The organism is Cellulomonas sp. HZM, assembly GCF_000708885.1.
GTDB lineage: Bacteria > Actinomycetota > Actinomycetes > Actinomycetales > Cellulomonadaceae > Cellulomonas.
The window spans coordinates 27,772-48,732 of sequence record NZ_JEOE01000010.1 but is presented as its reverse complement, the minus strand read 5'-3'; the positions used below and the strand labels follow the sequence as shown (position 1 = coordinate 48,732).

At 73.5% G+C, this 20,961-nt stretch carries 20 protein-coding genes; all 20 read left to right on the top strand.

The annotated features are described in order from the left end of the window. Positions 1–53 precede the first annotated feature (53 nt). The 20 genes from dhaK (at position 54) to rplS (ending at position 20,824) form a co-directional block, all read left to right on the top strand. On the top strand, positions 54–1,049 hold the full coding sequence (gene dhaK / locus AW16_RS0107690; protein WP_029289383.1) for a dihydroxyacetone kinase subunit DhaK: 996 nt from the start codon (positions 54–56) through the stop codon (positions 1,047–1,049). Positions 1,050–1,127: 78 nt separating this feature from the next. Further along, positions 1,128–1,760 carry a dihydroxyacetone kinase subunit DhaL gene (dhaL, locus tag AW16_RS0107685; protein ID WP_029289381.1) on the top strand — a complete coding sequence of 211 codons (633 nt, stop codon included), beginning with the start codon at positions 1,128–1,130 and terminating at the stop codon, positions 1,758–1,760. Next, entirely contained in the window at positions 1,757–2,575 is an 819-nt protein-coding gene (dhaM, locus tag AW16_RS0107680) for a dihydroxyacetone kinase phosphoryl donor subunit DhaM (RefSeq protein ID WP_051681766.1), read from the top strand. The genes dhaL and dhaM overlap by 4 nt, the downstream gene beginning before the upstream one ends. Positions 2,576–2,672: 97 nt before the next feature. Then, positions 2,673–3,287: a TetR/AcrR family transcriptional regulator gene (locus tag AW16_RS0107675; protein ID WP_029289377.1), complete on the top strand. Its 615-nt coding sequence runs from the start codon at positions 2,673–2,675 to the stop codon at positions 3,285–3,287. A 62-nt stretch (positions 3,288–3,349) separates the two neighbouring features. Continuing rightward, on the top strand, positions 3,350–5,122 hold the full coding sequence (locus AW16_RS0107670) for an MDR family MFS transporter (RefSeq protein WP_081861523.1): 1,773 nt from the start codon (positions 3,350–3,352) through the stop codon (positions 5,120–5,122). After that, the gene (locus AW16_RS0107665) at positions 5,119–5,526 is read left to right on the top strand and encodes a DUF4233 domain-containing protein (protein WP_029289374.1); all 408 of its coding nucleotides are present in this window, start codon (positions 5,119–5,121) and stop codon (positions 5,524–5,526) included. The genes AW16_RS0107670 and AW16_RS0107665 overlap by 4 nt, the downstream gene beginning before the upstream one ends. 63 nt (positions 5,527–5,589) lie before the next feature. Next, positions 5,590–6,027: a nucleoside-diphosphate kinase gene (gene ndk, locus AW16_RS0107660; protein ID WP_029289372.1), complete on the top strand. Its 438-nt coding sequence runs from the start codon at positions 5,590–5,592 to the stop codon at positions 6,025–6,027. Between the two features lie 24 nt (positions 6,028–6,051). After that, entirely contained in the window at positions 6,052–9,618 is a 3,567-nt protein-coding gene (smc, locus tag AW16_RS0107655; protein WP_029289370.1) for a chromosome segregation protein SMC, read from the top strand. 128 nt (positions 9,619–9,746) lie between these two features. Next, entirely contained in the window at positions 9,747–10,067 is a 321-nt protein-coding gene (locus AW16_RS0107650; RefSeq protein WP_029289368.1) for a hypothetical protein, read from the top strand. A 77-nt stretch (positions 10,068–10,144) separates the two neighbouring features. Continuing rightward, positions 10,145–11,413 carry a signal recognition particle-docking protein FtsY gene (ftsY, locus tag AW16_RS0107645; protein WP_029289367.1) on the top strand — a complete coding sequence of 423 codons (1,269 nt, stop codon included), beginning with the start codon at positions 10,145–10,147 and terminating at the stop codon, positions 11,411–11,413. 185 nt (positions 11,414–11,598) lie between these two features. Continuing rightward, positions 11,599–12,903: an ammonium transporter gene (locus tag AW16_RS0107640; protein WP_029289365.1), complete on the top strand. Its 1,305-nt coding sequence runs from the start codon at positions 11,599–11,601 to the stop codon at positions 12,901–12,903. Then, entirely contained in the window at positions 12,903–13,244 is a 342-nt protein-coding gene (locus AW16_RS0107635; protein ID WP_029289363.1) for a P-II family nitrogen regulator, read from the top strand. Before AW16_RS0107640 ends, AW16_RS0107635 begins: the two co-directional genes overlap by 1 nt. 12 nt (positions 13,245–13,256) lie before the next feature. Continuing rightward, positions 13,257–15,050, top strand: a complete 1,794-nt coding sequence (locus AW16_RS0107630; RefSeq protein WP_029289361.1) for a [protein-PII] uridylyltransferase — start codon at positions 13,257–13,259, stop codon at positions 15,048–15,050. Positions 15,051–15,072: 22 nt separating this feature from the next. After that, positions 15,073–16,671: a signal recognition particle protein gene (gene ffh, locus AW16_RS0107625; RefSeq protein WP_029289360.1), complete on the top strand. Its 1,599-nt coding sequence runs from the start codon at positions 15,073–15,075 to the stop codon at positions 16,669–16,671. Positions 16,672–16,683: 12 nt separating this feature from the next. Then, positions 16,684–17,766 (top strand): amidohydrolase family protein, encoded by a 1,083-nt coding sequence (locus AW16_RS0107620; protein WP_029289359.1) that lies wholly within the window; start codon positions 16,684–16,686, stop codon positions 17,764–17,766. Positions 17,767–18,006: 240 nt separating this feature from the next. After that, positions 18,007–18,453 carry a 30S ribosomal protein S16 gene (gene rpsP, locus AW16_RS0107615; RefSeq protein WP_029289358.1) on the top strand — a complete coding sequence of 149 codons (447 nt, stop codon included), beginning with the start codon at positions 18,007–18,009 and terminating at the stop codon, positions 18,451–18,453. Next, positions 18,453–18,692 carry an RNA-binding protein gene (locus AW16_RS0107610; protein WP_029289357.1) on the top strand — a complete coding sequence of 80 codons (240 nt, stop codon included), beginning with the start codon at positions 18,453–18,455 and terminating at the stop codon, positions 18,690–18,692. Before rpsP ends, AW16_RS0107610 begins: the two co-directional genes overlap by 1 nt. A gap of 145 nt (positions 18,693–18,837) precedes the next feature. Next, entirely contained in the window at positions 18,838–19,452 is a 615-nt protein-coding gene (gene rimM, locus AW16_RS0107605) for a ribosome maturation factor RimM (protein WP_051681765.1), read from the top strand. 2 nt (positions 19,453–19,454) lie between these two features. Continuing rightward, entirely contained in the window at positions 19,455–20,246 is a 792-nt protein-coding gene (gene trmD, locus AW16_RS0107600; RefSeq protein WP_029289355.1) for a tRNA (guanosine(37)-N1)-methyltransferase TrmD, read from the top strand. A gap of 212 nt (positions 20,247–20,458) precedes the next feature. Then, complete coding sequence (rplS, locus tag AW16_RS0107595) at positions 20,459–20,824, top strand: 50S ribosomal protein L19 (protein ID WP_029289354.1); 366 nt, start codon at positions 20,459–20,461, stop codon at positions 20,822–20,824. Positions 20,825–20,961: the final 137 nt, after the last annotated feature.

Below are 20,961 nucleotides of genomic sequence, written 5' to 3'. Positions count from 1 at the left end.
GACCGAGGACGCACCGTAGGCGGGTGACGGAGCCCGCCGGAGGGATGGTCGACGTGAAGAAGCTGATCAACGACCCGCGCACCGTCGTCACCGAGTCCCTGCAAGGGTTCGGCGCCGCGCACCCGGACGTCGTCGAGGTGCACCTGGACCCCGACTTCGTCACGCGCGCGGGCGGGGCCGTGCCGGGCAAGGTGGGGCTCGTCTCCGGCGGCGGCAGCGGGCACGAGCCGTTGCACGCCGGCTTCGTGGGCGCCGGCATGCTCGACGCGGCCGTCCCGGGCGCGGTCTTCACGTCTCCGACGCCCGACCAGATCGCACCCGCGCTCCAGGCCGCCGACGGCGGCAAGGGCGTGCTCGCGATCGTCAAGAACTACACGGGCGACGTGCTGAACTTCGAGACCGCCGCCGAGCTCGCGGACGCCGAGGGGGTCACGGTCCGCACGGTCGTGACGAACGACGACGTCGCGGTCGAGGACTCGTTGTACACCGCAGGTCGTCGCGGCGTCGCAGGCACCGTGTGCGTCGAGAAGATCGCCGGGGCCGCGGCCGAGCGCGGCGACGACCTGGACGCCGTGGTCGCGGTGGCGGAGCGCACCAACGCCAACGTGCGCTCGATGGGTGTCGCCCTCACGGCGTGCACCGTCCCGCACGCGGGCAAGCCCAGCTTCGACCTGCCCGAGGACGAGATCGAGATCGGGATCGGGATCCACGGCGAGCCCGGCCGTCGCCGCATCCCGCTCGCGAGCGCCGACGACATCACGGAGATGCTGCTCACGCCCGTGGCCGACGACCTGGGGCTCTCCGGCGGCGAAGACGTGCTCCTGTTCGTCAACGGCATGGGGGGCACTCCTGCGAGCGAGCTGTACGTCGTCTATCGTCGGGCCCGCGCGCTGCTCGAGGAGCGCGGCGTGAACGTGACCCGTTCGCTCGTCGGCAACTACGTCACGTCGCTCGAGATGCAGGGCTGCTCGGTGACGGTGCTGAGGCTGGACGACGAGCTCACCGAGCTGTGGGACGCGCCCGTGCACACCACCGCGCTGCGGTGGTGACGACCGGGAGCGCGCGGAGCAGGTCGGGACGGGCTGGCAGCGGGGCACCATCGGACGGCGTGGCGAAGGGAACCTTGCATGAGCGTGGACGTGGCGTGGGCGCTGGACTGGGTGCGGCGCAGCGCCGAGGTCGTCGCGGAGCACCGCGACGAGCTCGTCGAGCTGGACCGGCAGATCGGGGACGGTGACCACGGCGAGAACCTCGACCGCGGCTTCCGCGCCGTGGTGGTCAAGCTCGACGCGCTCGACGAGCCGCCGGCGACGGTCGGCGACGTCCTCAAGCTCGTCGCGACGACGCTCATGTCGACCGTCGGAGGCGCCGCCGGCCCGCTCTACGGCACCGCGTACCTGCGGGCCGCGAAGGCGACGGGCGTCGCCGAGCTCGACAGCGCCGGCGTCGTCGCGATGATCGAGGCCGCGCTGGAGGGCATCGTCGCGCGCGGCAAGGCCGGCGTGGGGGAGAAGACGATGGTCGACGCATGGACCCCCGCCGCCGAGGCGGCCGCGGCCGCGGCGTCCGGCGGGGCGTCGCCCGCGCAGGTGCTCGCGGCGGCGGCCACGGCGGCGGCCTCGGGTGCCGAGTCGACGGTCCCGCTCGTCGCGACGAAGGGCCGCGCGAGCTACCTGGGCGAGCGCTCGCAGGGCCACCTCGACCCGGGTTCGCGCTCGACGCAGCTGCTGCTCGAGCAGGCCGCGGCAGCGGCGTCGTGAGCGCCGCGACCGGCCCGGTCGTCGCGGGCGGCCAGGGCGACGCCGCCCGCGTCGCGCTCGTGCTCGTCTCCCACTCGCGTGCCCTGGCCGCCGGTGCGGTCGAGCTCGCGGCGCAGATGGCTCCCGGCGTCCTGATGATCGGGGTCGGCGGCACCGCCGACGGTCGGCTCGGCACGGACTTCGACGGCGTCGAGCAGGCCGTCACGACCGCGGCCGAGGGCGGTCGTGGCGTGGTGCTGGTCGTCGACCTCGGCTCCGCGGCGATGACGGCGGAGTCCGTGCTGGACGCAGTCGACGACGACGTCGCGGCGCGGGCTCGCATCGCCGACGCGCCGTTCGTCGAGGGTGCCGTGGCCGCGGCCGTCACCGCGCACGGCGGGGCCGACCTCGAGGCGGTGCTCGCGGCCGCGCACTCGGCGGGCGGCATGTACACGCTCGACGACGGTGCCGGTTCGGGCGGTGCAGGCTCCGACGGTGCGGGCTTCGGTGGCGACGGCGGTGCCGCGCCGGACGGTGCGGCGTCGGCGGGCGCGATCGTCGACGGCGTCGACGCCGACGGCGTGGTGCGCGCGACGCGGACGCTGCTCAACCCGATGGGCCTGCACGCGCGCCCCGCGGCCCAGATGTCGCGCATGCTCGCGGGCTACGACGCGAAGGTCACCGTCAACGGCGTGAACGCCGCGAGCGTGCTCGCGCTCATGAAGCTGGGTGCGACGCAGGGGACCGAGCTGCACGTCGAGGGGCGCGGTCCGGAGGCGCAGCGCGCGGTCGCGGCGTTCGTGGCCGAGGTCGAGCGGGGGTTCGGGGAGCTCTGACGCGTCGTGCGGCGGCGCCGTCGGTGACGGCGGGGTGTGAGGCACGACACGCAAATATGCATCGTCTGCAAAGTTGCAGTGGATGTAATGTTCTCGGGTGACCGAGACGACCGTCGACGCGCCCGAACCCCTCGGGCTGCGCGAGCGCAAGAAGCGAGCCCGCAGGCTGGCGCTCATCGACGCGACGCACCGGCTCGTCGAGCGTGACGGCCTCGAGGCCGTCACGGTCGAGGCGATCTGCGCGGCCGCGGGCGTCTCGCCCCGGACATTCTTCAACTACTTCGAGACGAAGGACGACGCAGTGCTCGGCCACGTCCCGTGGTCGATGCAGGGGCCCGCGGTCGACGAGTTCGTCGCCGGCGGCCCGACGGGTCACCTGCTCGACGACCTCGCGGCGGTGCTCGAGGGCGTCCTGCTCGAGCCGCCGCTCGGGCGCGAGCGCATGCACGCGGTGCTCGAGCTGGCCTCGAAGGAACCCCGGCTGCTCGCCCGGCACATGACGTGGGTGGACCAGCACAAGGGCCAGCTCGTCGACCTCGTCGAGCGCCGGCTCGGTCCCGACCCGGAGCGCGACCCGCAGACGGTCGCGGTCCTGGCGATGCACCTGACCCACGCGACGTTCCTGCGCTGGGACGCCGCCGGCGGTGCCGGGACGGCTCACGAGCACCTCACGCACGTCGTCGCGGAGCTCCGCGCCGTCGTCGTCGACTGACAGCGCAGCCCCCCACCGACATTCCCCGCCCGTACCCCCGCACGAGACCAGAGGACCCCCGCATGGCTACCGCAGCACCGAGCACGACGGCCGACAAGCCGCTCGTCGTGCTCACCCCCCGCACCGTCTGGCTCATCTTCGGTGCGCTCATGGCGAGCATGTTCCTGTCGTCGCTCGACCAGTCGATCGTCGGCACCGCGATGCCCACGATCGTCGGCGAGCTCGACGGCGTCGCCCACCAGGGCTGGGTGGTGACCGCCTACATCCTGGCGATCGCCATCGTCATGCCCCTCTACGGCAAGTTCGGCGACCTGTGGGGGCGGCGCTGGCCGTTCCTCGTCGCGATCGGCCTGTTCACGCTCGCGTCCGCGGGCGCGGGCTTCGCCCAGTCGTTCGGCGAGCTGGTGTTCTGGCGCGGCGTGCAGGGCCTGGGCGGCGGCGGGCTGATGATCCTGTCGCAGGCGATCATCGCGGACATCGTGCCCGCCAAGGACCGCGGCAAGTACATGGGCCCGATGGGCGCGCTGTTCGGCATCGCCGCCGTCGTCGGACCGCTGCTGGGCGGCCTGTTCACGCAGCACGCCGACTGGCGCTGGTGCTTCTGGATCAACATCCCGATCGGCGTCGCCGCGTTCGCCACCGCGTGGTTCACGCTCAAGCTCCCGTCGCACCGCTCGGGCAAGAAGATCGACGTCGCCGGCATCTTCCTGATGGTCGTCGGCACCTCGGGCCTCGTGCTCGCGACGAGCTGGACCTCGTGGACCGGCAACAAGGGCTACGACTGGGGCAACACCGGCCTGCTCGCGCTCGTCGGTGGCACGGTGCTGGCGATCGCGCTGTTCATCCTGGTCGAGCTGCGCGCGAGCGAGCCGCTGCTGCCGCTGCGCCTGTTCAAGAACCGGACGTTCACGATCGCGACCGTCATCGGCTTCATCCTCGGCATGGGCATGTTCGCGGCCCTCGCGTTCCTGCCCACGTTCCTGCAGATGTCGACCGGTGCCGGCGTCACCGAGTCCGGCTTCCTCATGCTGCCGATGATGGTCGGCGTCATGCTCACCGCGATCGGTTCCGGCATCGCGATCACCAAGACCGGTCGCTACAAGATGTTCCCGGTGATCGGCCTGCTCGTCACCGCGGGCGGACTCGCGTGGCTCACGCAGATCACGGGTGACATGTCGATGTGGCTGTTCGGCGCGATGATCTTCGTGCTCGGCGCCGGCATGGGCCTCGTGATGCAGACCATCGTGCTCGCCGTGCAGAACGCGGTCGACCCGCACGAGATCGGCACCGCCACCTCCGCGAACAACTTCTTCCGCGAGATCGGCGCGGCGGTCGGCACCGCGGTGTTCAGCACGATCTTCACCACGGCCCTCACCACGAAGCTCATGGACGTCTTCAAGGACGCGCCCGCGGGTTCCGGTGACGTGACCGGGTCGCTCACGCCCGAGATCGTGCAGAACCTGCCCGAGCCCTACAAGAGCGGGGTCATCGACGCGTTCGCCGGGACCCTCGCGCCGTCGTTCTGGTACTTCGTGCCGCTCATCCTCGTCGGCTTCGTCCTCGCGCTGTTCCTGCGCGAGGTCAAGCTCTCGGGCGTCGCCGGCATGGTGGCGCGCGGTGAGGCACTGGCCGCCGACGGCACGGGCGCCGACGGCACGGTCGTCGTCGACGAGCTGACGGCACACGTCGACGCGGACCAGGTCGAGCTCGACGCGGTCACCGTCGACACCGTGCCCACGCAGCACGGACCGGTCGGACACCGGGTCGAAGGGTCGTCCGACGACGCCGCCCGCGATCCGGGCCACGACGTCGCCGCCGGTAGCCTGGACCGGTGACCCACGACGCGTCGGCCGTGCGCCGCAAGCGCCCCGCGAAGCCCCAGTTCACCCAGACGATCCTCGTCCTGGAGGCGCTGTGCGTGCTGTTCGCGACGCTCGTGGCGTACGGCCTGCGCGTCGCCTCGCCCGGCTGGGTGTGGGGGATCGGGGGCGGGCTCGCGCTCGTGCTGATCATCCTGTCGGGCATGGTCTCGCGCCCCGGCGGGTACGCCGCCGGGTGGGTCGCGCAGGGGTGGCTCGTGGCCGCCGCGCTCCTGCTGCCGAAGGTCTCGCGGGACATCGGCGTGATCGTCGCCCTCGTGTTCGTGGGGCTCTGGGTCAGCGCGCTGCGGCTCGGCGGACGGATCGACCGCGAGCGTGCGGAGTACGACGCCGCGCACCCGGGCGAGGTCGGTCCCTGACCGCGACCCGGCGAGCACGGCGGCCGTCCCGGAGACCGTGCACGGGCCGTTAGGGTCTTCGCCATGAGCACCGACGCACCCGCACCGCAGCGCACCCTCGTCCTGGTCAAGCCCGACGGCGTGCGCCGCGGCCTCGTCGGCGAGATCGTGCGCCGGATCGAGGCCAAGGGCTACACGCTCGTCGCGCTCGAGCTGCGCCAGGCGTCCGACGAGCGGCTCGCCGAGCACTACGAGGAGCACGCGGGCAAGCCGTTCCTCGCCCCGCTGATCGAGTTCATGGGCTCGGGCCCCGTCGTCGCCGCCGTCGTCGAGGGCCAGCGCGCGATCGAGGGCTTCCGCTCGCTCGCGGGCGCGACCGACCCGACGGTGGCCGCACCGGGCACGATCCGCGGCGACCTCGCACGCGACTGGGGACTCAAGGTCATCCAGAACCTCGTGCACGGCTCGGACTCGCCCGAGTCGGCGGCCCGCGAGATCGGGCTCTGGTTCCCCGGCCTGTGACGAACTAGGTCCTAGGCTGCCCCCGTGCACCTCAAGACCCTCACCCTGCGCGGGTTCAAGTCGTTCGCCTCGGCGACGACGCTGAGCTTCGAGCCGGGTGTCACCTGCGTCGTCGGGCCCAACGGCTCGGGCAAGTCCAACGTCGTCGACGCGCTCGCGTGGGTCATGGGCGAGCAGGGAGCCAAGTCGCTGCGCGGCGGCAAGATGGAGGACGTCATCTTCGCCGGCACGTCCGGCCGCCCGCCGCTCGGCCGTGCCGAGGTCGCGCTCACGATCGACAACACCGACGGTGCGCTGCCGATCGAGTACACCGAGGTCACGATCTCGCGCACGCTGTTCCGCAACGGCGGGTCCGAGTACGCCATCAACGGCCAGGGCTGCCGGCTGCTCGACATCCAGGACCTGCTGTCCGACTCGGGCCTCGGCCGCGAGATGCACGTCATCGTCGGGCAGGGGCAGCTCGACGCCGTGCTGCGCGCGACGCCTGAGGAGCGCCGCGGCTTCATCGAGGAGGCCGCGGGCGTCCTGAAGCACCGCAAGCGCAAGGAGAAGGCGCTGCGCAAGCTCGACGCGATGCAGGCCAACCTCACGCGTCTGAACGACCTGACCTCCGAGATCCGCCGCCAGCTGGGGCCGCTCGGACGCCAGGCGGAGGTCGCGCGCAAGGCGGCCGTGGTCCAGTCGGACCTGCGCGACGCGCGCGCCCGGCTGCTGGCCGACGACCTCGCGCAGCTCACGTCGACGCTCGAGCAGGAGATCGCCGACGAGACCGCGCTGACCGCTCAGCGCACCGCGGTCGAGGCGGCGCTGGCGCAGGCTCGCGCGCACCTCGCGACGCTCGAGCGCGAGGCCGCCGAGGCGGCGCCACAGCTCAGCGAGGCGAGCGAGGTCTGGTACCGCCTCTCGTCGTTGCGCGAGCGCCTGCGAGGCACGTCCTCGCTCGCGGCCGACCGTGCGCGGCTGCTGGGGGCGGCCGGCCCCGAGCGCTCGACCGGCGCGGACCCCGACGACCTCGCCGCCCAGGCCGAGCGCGTGCGTACCGCGGAGGCGGAGCTCGCAGCCGAGGTGGACGTCGCACGGGCCGGGCTCGAAGGGGCCGTCACCGCGCGCACGACCGCCGAGCAGGACGCCGCGGCCGCGGAGAAGGAGCTCGCGACCGCGCTGCGTGGTGCCGCGGACCGGCGCGAGGGCGTCGCGCGCCTTGCGGGCCAGGTCGCTGCCCGGCGCAGCCGCGTCGAGGCGACGCAGGCCGAGATCGGGCGCCTGCGCGAGACGTTGGCGGCAGCGCAGGCACGCGGGAGCGAGGCGACGACGCAGTTCGCCGCGCTCGAGACGCAGGTCGCGGGCGTCGAGCAGGGCGAGGAGGGCCTGGACGCCGAGCACGAGGCGGCCGCCGACGCGCTCGAGCAGGCCGAGGCGCTCGTCGCCGACCTCACCGAGCGGCTGCAGGCCGCCGATCGCGAGCGGGCGGCGCTCGAGTCCCGCGCCGAGACGCTCGAGCTCAGCCTGACGCGCAAGGACGGTGCCGGTGCGCTGCTCGCCGCCGACGGCCTGGGCGGCACGATCGGCTCGCTCGCCGCGCTGCTCGACGTCGACGCGCGCGACGAGGAGGCCGTCGTCGCAGCGCTCGGGGCATGGGCCGACGCGGTCGCGGTCGACTCCGTCGAGGCCGCGGTCGACGCGATCCGGCACCTGCGCACCGAGGACGCGGGCCGCGCGACGCTCGTCGTCGGCGGCGCTGCCGGCCCGGCGCAGGAGAGCGCACCGCGGGTCGAGGGCGCCGAGCGTGCCGTCGACCTGGTGCGCGCCCCGGAGAACGTCCGGGCCGCCGTGCACGCGCTGCTCGCGGACGTCGTCGTGGTCGACGACCTCGCGCAGGCTCGTGCGGTGCTCGCGGCGCACCCCGACCTCGTCGTCGCGACCCGCACGGGTGACGTGCTGTCCCGGCACCGGGCGTCGGGCGGTTCCGCGACCGCGCCGAGCGCGCTGCACCTGCAGGCCGCGCTAGACCAGGCGCGCGGGGGAGCCGCGCAGGCCACGGCGGCAGGAGAGCGCCTGCGGTTCGAGCTCGCGACCGCGACGACGGGTCTCGCCCAGGCCAAGGACGCGTACGAGGCCACGCTCGAGCGCCTCAACGAGTCGGACGCCGCGCTCGCCGCGGTCGCCGAGCAGCTGGGCCACCTCGGCTCGACCGCGCGCGCCGCGCGTGCCGAGGCCGAGCGCGTCGAGGCGTCGCTCGAGGCCGCCTCGCGCACGCTCGAGCAGGACTCCGAGGACCTCGCCGAGCTCACCGAGCGGCTCGCCGCCGCCGAGGTCGAGCCCGCCGAGAGCGAGGCGTCGATCTCGGAGGGCGCGCTGCGCCGCGACCGCCTGGCGGAGGCGGCCACGGGAGCCCGCCAGCGCGAGACCGAGGCGCGCCTGACGCTGCGCACGGTGGAGGAGCGTGCGCGTGCGCTCGCCGGCCGGGCCGAGTCGCTCGAGCGTGCCGCGCAGGCCGAGCGCGTCGCCCGCGAGCGGGCTCTCGAGCGCGAGCGGGCGCGGACCCGCCAGGCGGCCGTCGCACGCGCGGTGCAGGCCGGGGCGGAGCGCGCGCTCGTCGCGCTCGACCGCTCGCTGCGTCGGGCCTCCGACGAGCGGGACGCCGCCGAGGCGGCGCGCGCCGAACGCGACCGGCTCATCGCGACGACGCGCGCCGGCGTCGACGAGAAGGCTGCCGAGCTGTCCCGCCTGACCGACGTCGCGCACCGTGACGAGGTCGCGCGCACGCAGCAGCGGTTGCGCATCGAGGCGCTGCAGGACCGCTCGGTCGAGGAGCTGGGGCTCGACCCCGCGGTGCTCGTCGACGAGTTCGGCCCGCACCAGGACGTGCCGGTCGTCGTCGCGCCCGGCACGGAGCCCGATCCCGAGGCGCCCACGCACGTGCCCTACGTGCGCGAGCAGCAGGAGAAGCGGCTGCGCGCCGCCGAGCGCGCGCTCTCTCTCCTCGGCCGCGTCAACCCGCTCGCGCTCGAGGAGTTCGCGGCGCTCGAGGAGCGGCACAAGTTCCTCACCGAGCAGCTCGCCGACCTCAAGAAGTCGCGCGCCGACCTGCTCGAGATCGTCAAGGAGATCGACGAGCGGGTCGAGCAGGTGTTCGCGGAGGCCTACCGCGACACCGCCGCGGCGTTCGACACGGTCTTCCCGCGCCTGTTCCCCGGCGGCGAGGGGCGCCTCGTGCTCACCGACCCGGACGACATGCTCACGACGGGCATCGAGGTCGAGGCGCGGCCCGCGGGCAAGAAGGTCAAGCGGCTCTCGCTGCTGTCGGGCGGCGAGCGCTCGCTCACGGCCGTCGCGCTGCTGGTCGCGATCTTCAAGGCGCGGCCGTCGCCGTTCTACGTGATGGACGAGGTCGAGGCCGCGCTCGACGACGCCAACCTCGGCCGCCTGCTCGAGATCTTCCGCGAGCTGCAGGAGGACTCCCAGCTCATCGTCGTGACGCACCAGAAGCGCACGATGGAGATCGCCGACGCGCTCTACGGCGTCACGATGCGCGGCGACGGCGTGACCACTGTCATCAGCCAGCGGATGCGCGAGGACGTCGCGGTCTGAGCGCGCGGCGCACGGCTCGGGCGGCCCGACGACCGACGGGCGACCGTCGTGTGGAGATTGTGTGGCGTTCCGGGTCCGGGTGCGCGTGCGCCGGGCGGACCAGCCGGTGCGGCGCACAGACTGGTGCCGTGGTCATCTTGGTCGGGGTCGTGGTCGCGCTGCTCGTCGCGGCGGGTGTGCTGCTGCTCGCGAGCGTCATGTCGACGCCGCGGGCCGTCGACGAGAGCCCGTGGCAGGCGTTCCGCGCCGGCTGGGCGGCCCGCAAGGATCCCGACGCCGCTGCGGTCGCGGCCGCCGAGGCCGAGCCGGTGGACGTCTCGCTCGTCGACATGCTGCGCAGCACGGCCGACGACGGCGACGCGTACCTGCACGTCGAGGAGCTCAGCGAGGGCCTGCACCGTGCCCGTGAGCGCGCGGCGCGCGCGATCCCGGGGCTGCACCGCTCCTGACGGCCGTGGTCTTGTCGACGGCTCCGTGCCGCGCCGGCCGGTCTGCCCGACTCGTGACCTGCTGACAGACTGTCCGCGTGAACCACGACGCCTGGACCACTCTCGTCGCCGCCGGTGTCCCGGTGGCCCTCGTCATCGCGCTCGGCACGGTCTTCTTCCGGCGGCGCGGCCGGTCCGACGGGGGGACGGACGCCGACCAGCCGGGCAGCGCGTCGGCGGGCACGTCCTCGGCGGCTGACGACGCCTCGTCGGGTTCTGCCGAGGCGTCCGGACCGGCCACGGCCACGGCGACCCTGGACGTCCCGCCGGGCACGGCGCCGCCTGCGGCCGACGACACGGCCGGCGACGTGGACGTGGTCACGGAGCCCGACGCCGCCGAGGCACCCGAGGTGCTCGACGTCCCCGCGCCGGTCGCGGGCCGCTTCGCACGTCTGCGGGGTCGCCTCGCCGCCTCGGGCTCGCCGCTCGGCGCACGCCTCCTCGCGGTGCTGTCCCGCGACCACCTGACCGAGGACGACTGGGACGAGCTCGAGGAGACGCTGCTCCTCGCCGACATCGGCGCCGGTCCGACGACCGAGCTCATCGACGCGCTGCGCACGCGCGTGCGGGTCGAGGGCGTGAAGGACCCCGCGCAGGTGCGGGCGCTGCTGCGCGAGCAGCTCGTCGCGCTCGTCGACCCGTCGCTCGACCGTTCGCTGTCCACGACGCCGACCGTCGCCGAGGACGGCTCGATCACGCCTGCGGTCGTGCTGGTCGTCGGCGTCAACGGGACGGGCAAGACGACGACGATCGGCAAGCTCACGCGCGTGCTGGTCGCGGAGGACCGCTCCGTGGTGCTCGGTGCCGCGGACACGTTCCGTGCCGCGGCGGCCGACCAGCTGCAGACGTGGGGCTCGCGCGTCGGTGTGCCGACCGTGCGCTCCGACCGCGACGGCGCCGACCCCGCCGCGGTCGCGTTCGACGCCGTGCGCACGGGCAAGACGGCCGGCGTCGACGTCGTCGTCGTCGACACCGCGGGCCGCCTGCAGAACAAGGCCGGCCTCATGGACGAGCTCGGCAAGATCACGCGCGTCATCACGCGCGAGGCCCCGCTGTCCGAGGTGCTGCTCGTGCTCGACGCGACGACCGGTCAGAACGGGCTGAACCAGGCGCGCGTGTTCGGCGAGGTCGCCGGTGTCACGGGGATCGTGCTCACCAAGCTCGACGGGACCGCGAAGGGCGGGATCGTCGTCGCGGTGCAGCGCGAGCTGGGCGTGCCGGTCAAGCTCGTCGGGCTCGGCGAGGGTCCCGACGACCTCGCGCCGTTCGACCCGGAGCAGTTCGTCGACGGGCTGTTGGGCGGCTGAGCGCGCGCGAAGTGCGACGGGTGCGGGGTGGGCGAACCGGACGAGCGTCCGGTCCGAAACCAAACGTTTACGTGCAGCGCCTCCTTGTCACACGCGAGTAACGGGGCCAGCGCCCCGGCGAAACGCTTCTCCCCGAACGTTGTCCGCGACCGGCCGCCCGGCTGGCGAGGGGAGAGGCGATCTCTATGGACTTCACGCTGGACACCGGAAACACAGCGTGGATGCTGGCGTCCGCGTCACTCGTGCTGCTGATGACGCCCGCGCTGGCGTTCTTCTACGGCGGCATGGTGCGCGGCAAGTCCGTGCTCAACATGATGATGATGAGCTTCGGGGCGCTCGGCGTCGTCGGCATCGTGTACGTGCTGTGGGGCTACTCGATGTCGTTCGGTTCCGACGTCGGCGGCATCTTCGGCAACCCGTTCGACTGGTTCGGCCTCGAGGGACTCAAGGACGCTGACGGCATCCTGGCCGGCTCCGGCGTCCCGGCTCTCGTCGGCGTCGGGTTCCAGGCGACGTTCGCGATCATCACGGTCGCCCTCATCTCGGGCGCCATCGCGGATCGCACCAAGTTCTCCACCTGGCTCGTCTTCACGGCCATCTGGGTGACCCTGTCGTACTTCCCGCTCGCGCACATGGTCTGGGGCGGCGGGTTCCTGTCCGGGTCCGAGGACGGGCTCGCGGCCAAGCTGTTCGGGACCACCGACGGGGCGGCCACGGTAGCCCCGATCGACTTCGCGGGCGGAACCGTCGTCCACATCAACGCCGGCGTGGCAGGCCTCGTCCTCGCGCTGATCATCGGCAAGCGCAAGGGCTTCGGAAAGGAGCCGATGCGACCCCACAACCTGCCGTTCGTCATGCTCGGTGCCGCGCTCCTGTGGTTCGGCTGGTTCGGCTTCAACGCCGGTTCGGCCGGTGCGTCGAACGAGCTCGCCGGTCTCGCATGGGTCAACACGACGGTGGCGACGTGCGCGGCGATGCTCGGCTGGCTCGTGACCGAGAAGATCCGTGACGGGCACCCGACCTCGCTCGGTGCGGCCTCGGGTGTCGTCGCGGGCCTTGTCGCGATCACCCCCGCTGCGGGCGCGCTCAGCCCGGTCGGCTCGATCTTCCTGGGCGCGATCGCGGGCGTGCTCTGCGCGCTGGCGGTGGGCCTGAAGTACAAGCTCGGGTACGACGACTCGCTCGACGTCGTGGGCGTGCACCTCGTCGGCGGGTTCGTGGGAACCGTCCTGATCGGTCTGTTCTCGACGGGGACCGGCCTGTTCTACGGCGGCGGGGTCAAGCAGCTTGTCGTCCAGTTCCTCGTGGCGCTCTTCGCGGTGGTGTTCTCGGGGATCATCACGGCGGTCGTCGGGCTCGCGCTCAAGGCCTTCATGGGTTGGCGCGTCACCGAGGAGGCCGAGGTCGGCGGCGTCGACCTCGCGCTGCACAGCGAGACCGCATACGAGACGCTGGGCGCTGGTTCCCGTGTCGTGACGGAGGTGAAGTGATGACGAAGCTCGTGACGGCGGTCATCCAGCCGCACCGGCTGGACGACGTGAAGTCGGCCCTCGAGGCGGCGGGCGTCCGCGGCCTGACGGTCAGCGAGTCCAGCGGCTACGGCCGGCAGAAGGGGCACACCGAGGTCTACCGCGGCGCGGAGTACACGGTGGACCTGGTGCCGAAGGTCAAGATCGACGTGCTCGTCGGTGACGAGGACGCGGCCACCGTGGTCGAGGTCGTCGTCAAGGCGGCGCAGACCGGCAAGATCGGCGACGGCAAGGTCTGGGTCGTGCCGGTCGAGGACGTGGTCCGCGTCCGCACCGGTGAGCACGGCGACGACGCGCTGTGAGCTGATGAGCAGATGACGGACGACCGGTCGCCCGTGGGGGGCGCGGCCGGGGACGAGCAGCCGCAGGTCCCGCACCCCGCTCGTGGGGTGCGGGACCTGCGTGCCGAACGGCTCGACCTCGCCGCAGGGCTCATCGGGCCGGGCACGGACGGGACCGCGCGTCGCGCGGCCGTCGCACAGCTCGTGGTGCGCAGGCTCGCCGAGCTGTGGGAGGACGCGACGGCGGGGCAGGACGTCACGGGCGTCGCGCTCGGCGCCGTGGGGAGCGTGGGTCGCGGTGACGCGAGCCCGGTGTCCGACCTCGACCTGCTGCTGGTGCACGAGGGCCGCGGGCACTCGGCCGACGAGCTGTCGGCGCTCGCGCAGCGGCTCTGGTACCCGATCTGGGACGCGGGACTGGACCTCGACCACTCGGTGCGCTCGCTCGCGCAGTGCCGGCAGGTGGCGTCGAAGGACCTGCCCGCGGCCGTCGGGCTGCTCGACCTGCAGCCGGTCGCGGGGGACGCGGTCGTCGTCGCACGCGGCCGCTCGGCGCTGCTCGAGGACTGGCGGGCGGCGGCCCGACGAAGGCTGCCCGAGCTGCTGGCCTCGACGCGCGAGCGGGCCGAGCGGCACGGCGAGCTCGCGTACCTCATCGAGCCCGAGCTCAAGGAGGCCCGCGGCGGCATCCGCGACGCGGTGGTGCTCAGCGCCCTGTCGGCGTCGTGGCTCACCGACCGGCCGCACGGTGCGGTGGACCGCGCCTACGCGCACCTCCTCGACGTGCGTGACGCGGTGCAGGTGACGACGCGCCGGCACACCAACCGCCTGCTGCTCGCTGACCAGGACGAGGTCGCGGCGCTCGTCGGCTTCGACGACCGCGACGACCTGCTCGCGAGCATCGCGGAGTCCGGGCGCGTCATCTCCTACGCGCTCGACACGACCGTGCGCAACGCCCGCCAGGCGCTGCAGCGGCCGGCCCGCGGCCCGGTGTTCGTCCGCGGCCGGCGCACCCCGCCCCGGCTACGGGCGATAGCCGAGGGGCTCGTCGAGCACGACGGCGAGATCGTCCTCGCGGTCGACGCGCAGCCCGCGCACGACCCGCTGCTCGCGCTGCGCGCCGCGGCGACGGCGGCCCGCACCGGGCTGACGCTGTCACCGATCTCGGTCGCGAACCTCACGGCCACGCCGCCGCTGCCCGAGCCGTGGCCGCGCCAGGCGCGCACCTACCTGCTGCAGCTGCTCGGGTCCGGGCACGCGCAGACACCCATCTGGGAGGCGCTCGACCTCGCGGGCGTCGTGACCACCTGGATCCCCGAGTGGGCCGCCGTGCGGAACAGGCCACAGCGTTCGCCCGTGCACCGGCACACGGTCGACCGGCACCTCGTCGAGACGGCCGCCAACGCGTCGCAGCACAAGCTGGGCGACGGCGGCGACACGCTGCTGCTCGCGGCGATCCTGCACGACATCGGCAAGCGCGCGGGCGCGGGGGACCACAGCGTGGAGGGCGCACGCCTCGCGGGGCCCATCGTCGCCCGGATGGGTTTCGGGGACGACGTCGTTCGCGACGTCAGCCGCCTCGTGCGCGAGCACCTCACGCTCGCGGACCTGGCGACGACGGCCGATCCCGACGACCCGTCGACGGTCGCGCGGCTGCTCGACGCCGTCGACCACCGCGAGGACCTGCTGCTCGCGCTGCGCGTGCTCACCGAGGCCGACGCGGTCGCCGCCGGTCCGGCCGCGTGGAGCGCGTGGCGCGGCGCGCTCGTCGACGACCTCGTCGGGCGGGCCCGGCAGGTCCTGGCGGGTACCCTGGACCGTCCCTGACCCCTCGAACCGCGAGGACGACGTGTTCGCCAGCCTGTCCGACCGCCTCACAGCGACGTTCAAGAACCTGCGCACCAAGGGGCGGCTGTCCGAGACGGACATCGACGCCACCGTGCGCGAGATCCGCCGCGCCCTGCTCGACGCCGACGTCGCCGTCCCCGTGGTCCGTTCGTTCACGGGAGCGGTGCGCGAGCGCGCGCTCTCGGCCGAGGTGTCGCAGGCGCTCAACCCGGCGCAGCAGGTCGTCAAGATCGTCAACGAGGAGCTCGTCTCCATCCTCGGCGGGCAGACGCGTCAGCTGACGTTCGCCAAGAACCCGCCCACGGTGATCCTGCTCGCTGGTCTGCAGGGTGCGGGCAAGACGACGCTTGCGGGCAAGCTCGCGCTGCACCTCAAGGCCGAGGGGCACACGCCGCTGCTCGTCGCCGCGGACCTGCAGCGCCCCAACGCGGTCACTCAGCTCGAGGTGGTGGGCCAGCGCGCGGGCGTGCCGGTGTTCGCGCCGCACCCGGGCAACCAGGGCCACGACGACGTGCTCCCCGCCGGAGCCGACCCCGTGGCGGTGGCGCGTGCGGGGCGCGAGACCGCGATCGCCAAGCAGCACGACGTGCTCATCGTCGACACCGCCGGTCGCCTCGGCGTCGACGCCGAGCTCATGGCGCAGGCCGCCGACATCCGCGACGCCGTGCAGCCCGACGAGATCCTGTTCGTCATCGACGCGATGATCGGCCAGGACGCGGTCGCGACCGCGCAGGCGTTCGCCGACGGGGTCGGTTTCACGGGCGTGGTGCTGTCGAAGCTCGACGGCGACGCGCGCGGTGGTGCCGCGCTGTCGGTCGCGTCCGTCACCGGCCGTCCGATCATGTTCGCGAGCACGGGCGAGAAGCTCACGGACTTCGAGGTCTTCCACCCGGACCGCATGGCGTCGCGCATCCTCGACATGGGCGACGTCCTCTCTCTCATCGAGCAGGCCGAGAAGGCGTGGGACGCCGAGCAGGCCGAGAAGATGGCGGGCAAGCTCGTCAGCGGCGAGGGGTTCACGCTCGACGACTTCCTGGTGCAGATGCAGCAGCTGCGCAAGATGGGCTCGCTGAAGAAGATGTTCGGCATGCTGCCCGGCATGGCGCAGATGCGCGAGGCGCTCGACAACTTCGACGAGCGCGAGGTGGACCGCGTCGAGGCGATCATCCGCTCGATGACGCCCGCCGAGCGGAACAACCCCAAGATCATCAACGGGTCGCGCCGCGCCCGCATCGCCGCCGGTTCGGGGACGACCCCGACGGACGTCAACCAGCTGCTCGACCGGTTCGACGGCGCGCAGAAGATGATGAAGCAGATGGCCAAGGGTGGCGGCATGCCCGGCGGGATGCCGGGCATGGGGAACCTGCCGGGCATGGGCGGCAAGAAGTCGCGCGGCCGCACGCAGGCACCCGCGCGCAAGGCCAAGGGCCGCTCGGGGAACCCCGCGCTGCGTGCTCAGCAGGAGCGTGCGGCGTCGGCCCCGGCCGCGAGCGCACCCACCGGCTCCGCCTTCGGCCTCGGCAACGCCCAGCGCGCCGAGGTCGACCCCTCGCAGATCGAGCTCCCGCCGAACTTCGACAAGCTCCTCGGCGGCCGCTGACCGGCGCGCACCATGGACCTGCACCTGCGCGGAACCGTCGTCCTGGGCGACGGGCACGAGGTCGGCGAGGTGTGGGTCGTCGGCGGACGGCTCACGTTCACGCGGCCGTCAGTCCCGACGACGACGATCGACGGGGTCGTCCTGCCGGGGCTCGTGGACGTGCACTGCCACATCGGGCTCGCCTCCGACGGTGCCGTGGACCGCGCGACGGCCGAGCAGCAGGCGCTCGCCGACCGTGGCTCCGGTGTGCTCCTCGTTCGCGACGCCGGGTCGCCCGCCGACACGTCGTGGGTGCACAGCCGCGCCGACCTGCCGCGGCTGATCCGTTCCGGCCATCACCTCGCGCTGCCCAAGCGGTACCTGCGCCACTACGGCCGCGAGCTCGCGTCGCCGCAGGACCTGCCGCGCGCGGTGCGCGAGGAGGCGCTGCGCGGCGACGGCTGGGTCAAGCTCGTCGCGGACTGGATCGACCGCGACCTCGGTGCGGACGCGGACCTGACGCCCCTGTGGCCGCGGGACGTGCTGCGCGCGGCGGTCACGGCGGCGCACGACGAGGGCGCCCGCGTCACCGCCCACACGTTCGCGACCGAGTCGGTCGACGACCTGCTCGACGCGGGGATCGACTGCCTCGAGCACGCCACGGGCGCGACGCCCGCGCAGGTCGAGCGCATCGCGATTGCGGGCATCCCGGTCACGGCGACGCTGCTGCAGGTCGCCCAGTTCGCGGCGATCGCCGAGCAGGGCTCGCGGTTCGCGCGGTTCGCGTCGCGCATGCGGGCGATGGGGGAGCGCCGGTACGAGCACGTGCGGGACCTGCACGACGCGGGCGTCCGGGTGCTCGTGGGGACCGACGCGGGCGGCACCATCGGGCACGGGCGAATCGCCGACGAGGCGGCCGAGATGGTGCGCGCCGGCATCCCGGCGCGCGACGTCGTGGCGGCCGCGAGCTGGCGCACGCGCGCATGGCTCGGCGAGCCGTCGATCGAGGAGGGCGCCAGCGCGGACGTGGTCGTCTACGACGACGACCCGCGCACCGACATCGAGACCCTGCGCGCGCCCCGCGCCGTGGTGCTCCGGGGCGCGCGGGTGGCCTGAGCCCGCTGCAGCGGTGCGCGGAGCAGCACCGGACCTGCGCCCGACCTGCGCCCGACCGGCGCCCGACGGCGCCCGACCAGGTTGGGAGCGACGCTCGTCGTCTGGCATGATGGTCCGCTGTACTCGACCCCAGCAGCCCCTCTACCTGCTTCGGTCGCGTCCTTCGCCTCACCGGCGCCCCCCAACCCCACGGGCGGGACCGGCACGGCACCCCAGCAGACATCAGGAGAAGACCACACCGTGGCCACCAAGATCCGCCTCAAGCGCCTGGGCAAGATCCGCGCTCCGTACTACCGCATCGTCGTCGCCGACTCGCGCACCAAGCGCGACGGTCGCGTGATCGAGGAGATCGGCAAGTACCACCCCACCGAGGAGCCCTCGTTCATCGAGGTCAAGTCGGACCGTGCGCAGTACTGGCTCGGCGTCGGCGCGCAGCCGACCGAGCAGGTGCTCGCCATCCTCAAGGTCACCGGCGACTGGCAGAAGTTCAAGGGCCTCCCGGGCGCCGAGGGAACGCTGCGCGTCAAGGGCGAGAAGGTCGACCCGAAGGCCGCGATCGACGCCGCGCACGCGGACGCCGAGAAGGTCAAGGCGAAGGCGTCGGAGAAGAAGGCCGCCGCCGAGGAGCCCGCAGCCGAGGCCGCCGAGGCCGAGGTCGAGGCCCCCGCCGAGGACGAGCAGGCCTGATGCTCGCCGACGCGCTCGAGCACCTGGTGCGCGGCATCGTCGACCACCCGGACGACGTGCGCGTGAGCTCCTCCTCGCTGCGTCGCGGCGAGCTGCTCGAGGTCCGGGTCCACCCGGACGACCTCGGTCGCGTCATCGGCCGCAGCGGTCGCACCGCCAAGGCCCTGCGCACCGTCGTCGGTGCGCTCTCGGTCGACGGCTCGGTGCGCGTGGACGTCGTGGACGTCGACCGCCGCTGACGCCGGCCCGGCCGTCGGCAGGCAGCAACAACGGTCCGGAGGCCCGGCCCCTACCCTGGGGTCGGGCCTTCGTGCTGCCGTGCCGGAGCACCCGCCCTGGTCCCGATCCGACATCGAACCGACACCCACTCGTCCGGGAGGACGCATGCTGCTCACCGTCGCCGTCGTCGGCCGTGCCCACGGCCTGCGCGGGGAGGTCGCGCTCGACCTGCGCACGGATGCGCCCGACGACCGGCTCGCCGTCGGCACGGTCCTCACGACCGAGCCCGCCTCCGCCGGACCGCTCACGGTCGCGGCGACGCGCGTGGCGCAGGGCCGCTGGTACGTGCAGTTCCGCGAGGTGCACGACCGCACGCGCGCCGAGGAGCTGCGCGGGACGTCGATCCTCGTCGACGCCGCCGCGGACCCCGGGGGCGACGACGAGGACGCGTGGTACCCGCACGAGCTCACGGGCCTGCGGGCGGAGCACGTCGACGGCCGTCTGCTCGGCGAGGTCGTCGGGCTGCAGCACCTGCCGGCGCACGACGTGCTGGTGGTGCGTGAGCCGGGCGGGCAGCGCTCGCTCGTGCCCTTCGTGAGAGCGATCGTGCCGGTCGTGGACGTCGCGGGCGGCCGCGTGGTGCTGGACCCGCCGGGCGGCCTGCTCGCGTCCGACGCGGCGAACCTCGTGGTCTCGCCCGAGACGGGCGGCTCGTCGGACCGTGCCGAGGACCACGACGGCGACCACGACGGCGATCACGACGGCGACGACGAGGCGTGACGATGCGCATCGACGTCCTGTCGATCTTCCCGGCGTACCTCGCGCCGCTGGACCTCTCGCTCGTCGGCAAGGCCCGCACGGCGGGCATCCTCGACCTGCGCGTGCACGACCTGCGCGACTGGACCACGGACCGCCACCGCACGGTCGACGACACCCCGTTCGGCGGCGGTGCCGGCATGGTCATGCGTCCCGACGTGTGGGGTGCCGCGATCGACGACGTGCTCGGCGCCGACGAGCGCGAGCGCCCGGCCCGGCTGCTCGTCCCCACGCCGTCAGGCGAACCGTTGACCCAGCGCACCGCGGAGGCGCTCGCTGCGGAGCAGCACCTCGTCGTCGCGTGCGGCCGGTACGAGGGCATCGACGCGCGTGTCGCCGAGCACTACGGCGCCGACGAGCGCGTGCGCGTGAGCGAGTTCTCGCTCGGCGACTACGTGCTCAACGGGGGCGAGGTCGCAGCGCTCGTGCTCGTCGAGGCGGTCGCGCGGCTGCTGCCCGGTGTCGTCGGGAACCCGCACTCACTCGTCGAGGAGTCGCACGGCGAGGCGGGGCTGCTCGAGTACCCCGTCTACACCAAGCCGCCGTCGTGGCGCGGGCACGACGTCCCCGACGTGCTGCTGTCCGGCCACCACGGGCGCGTCGAGCGCTGGCGGCGCGACGAGGCCTTGCGCCGGACCGTGCTGCGCCGCCCGGACATGATCGCGGCACTCGACCCGGACGCTCTCGACCGCACCGACCTCGCGGTGCTCGAAGAGCTCGGCTGGGTCGTCGTGGACGGTGCGCTCGTCGCCCGGTGACGCACGCGCGATTACCGGCTCGCCACGCCGCTGTGGCAGACTTGTCCGCTGGTGCGCGCAGGTCGCGTCTCTGCCACAGGGGAGACGGATCACGACCGACCGGGTCCGCCCGGACGCACCTCAGCAACCAGACCATCGGGACGGCGGCGCACGTGCGCAGCACGCCCTCGAGCGCGTCACTGACCTGTGGCAGGGCGGGGAAGCGAACCAACATGCACACGCTGGACCACATCGACGCAGCGTCGCTGCGCAGCGACGTCCCGGACTTCCGCCCGGGCGACACCCTGAAGGTCAACGTCAAGGTCGTCGAGGGCAACCGCTCGCGCGTCCAGGCGTTCCAGGGCGTCGTCATCGCCCGCCAGGGCAGCGGCGTCCGCGAGACGTTCACCGTCCGCAAGATCAGCTTCCAGGTGGGTGTCGAGCGCACGTTCCCCGTGCACTCCCCGTCGCTGGAGTCGATCGAGGTCGTGACCCGCGGTGACGTGCGCCGCGCCAAGCTCTACTACCTGCGCGGTCTTCGCGGCAAGAAGGCGAAGATCAAGGAGAAGCGCGACGCGGTGCCGGCCAAGCAGGCCTGAGGCACTCGGCACGACGAGAGGGGCGGTCACCCGTGCGGTGGCCGCCCCTCTCGGCGTCCCCGGCGGTGTCGAGGACCGAACCTGTGAACCCGTGTCTCGCACGACGGCCGTGCGCACGTCCGCGCCCGGCTCGTGCG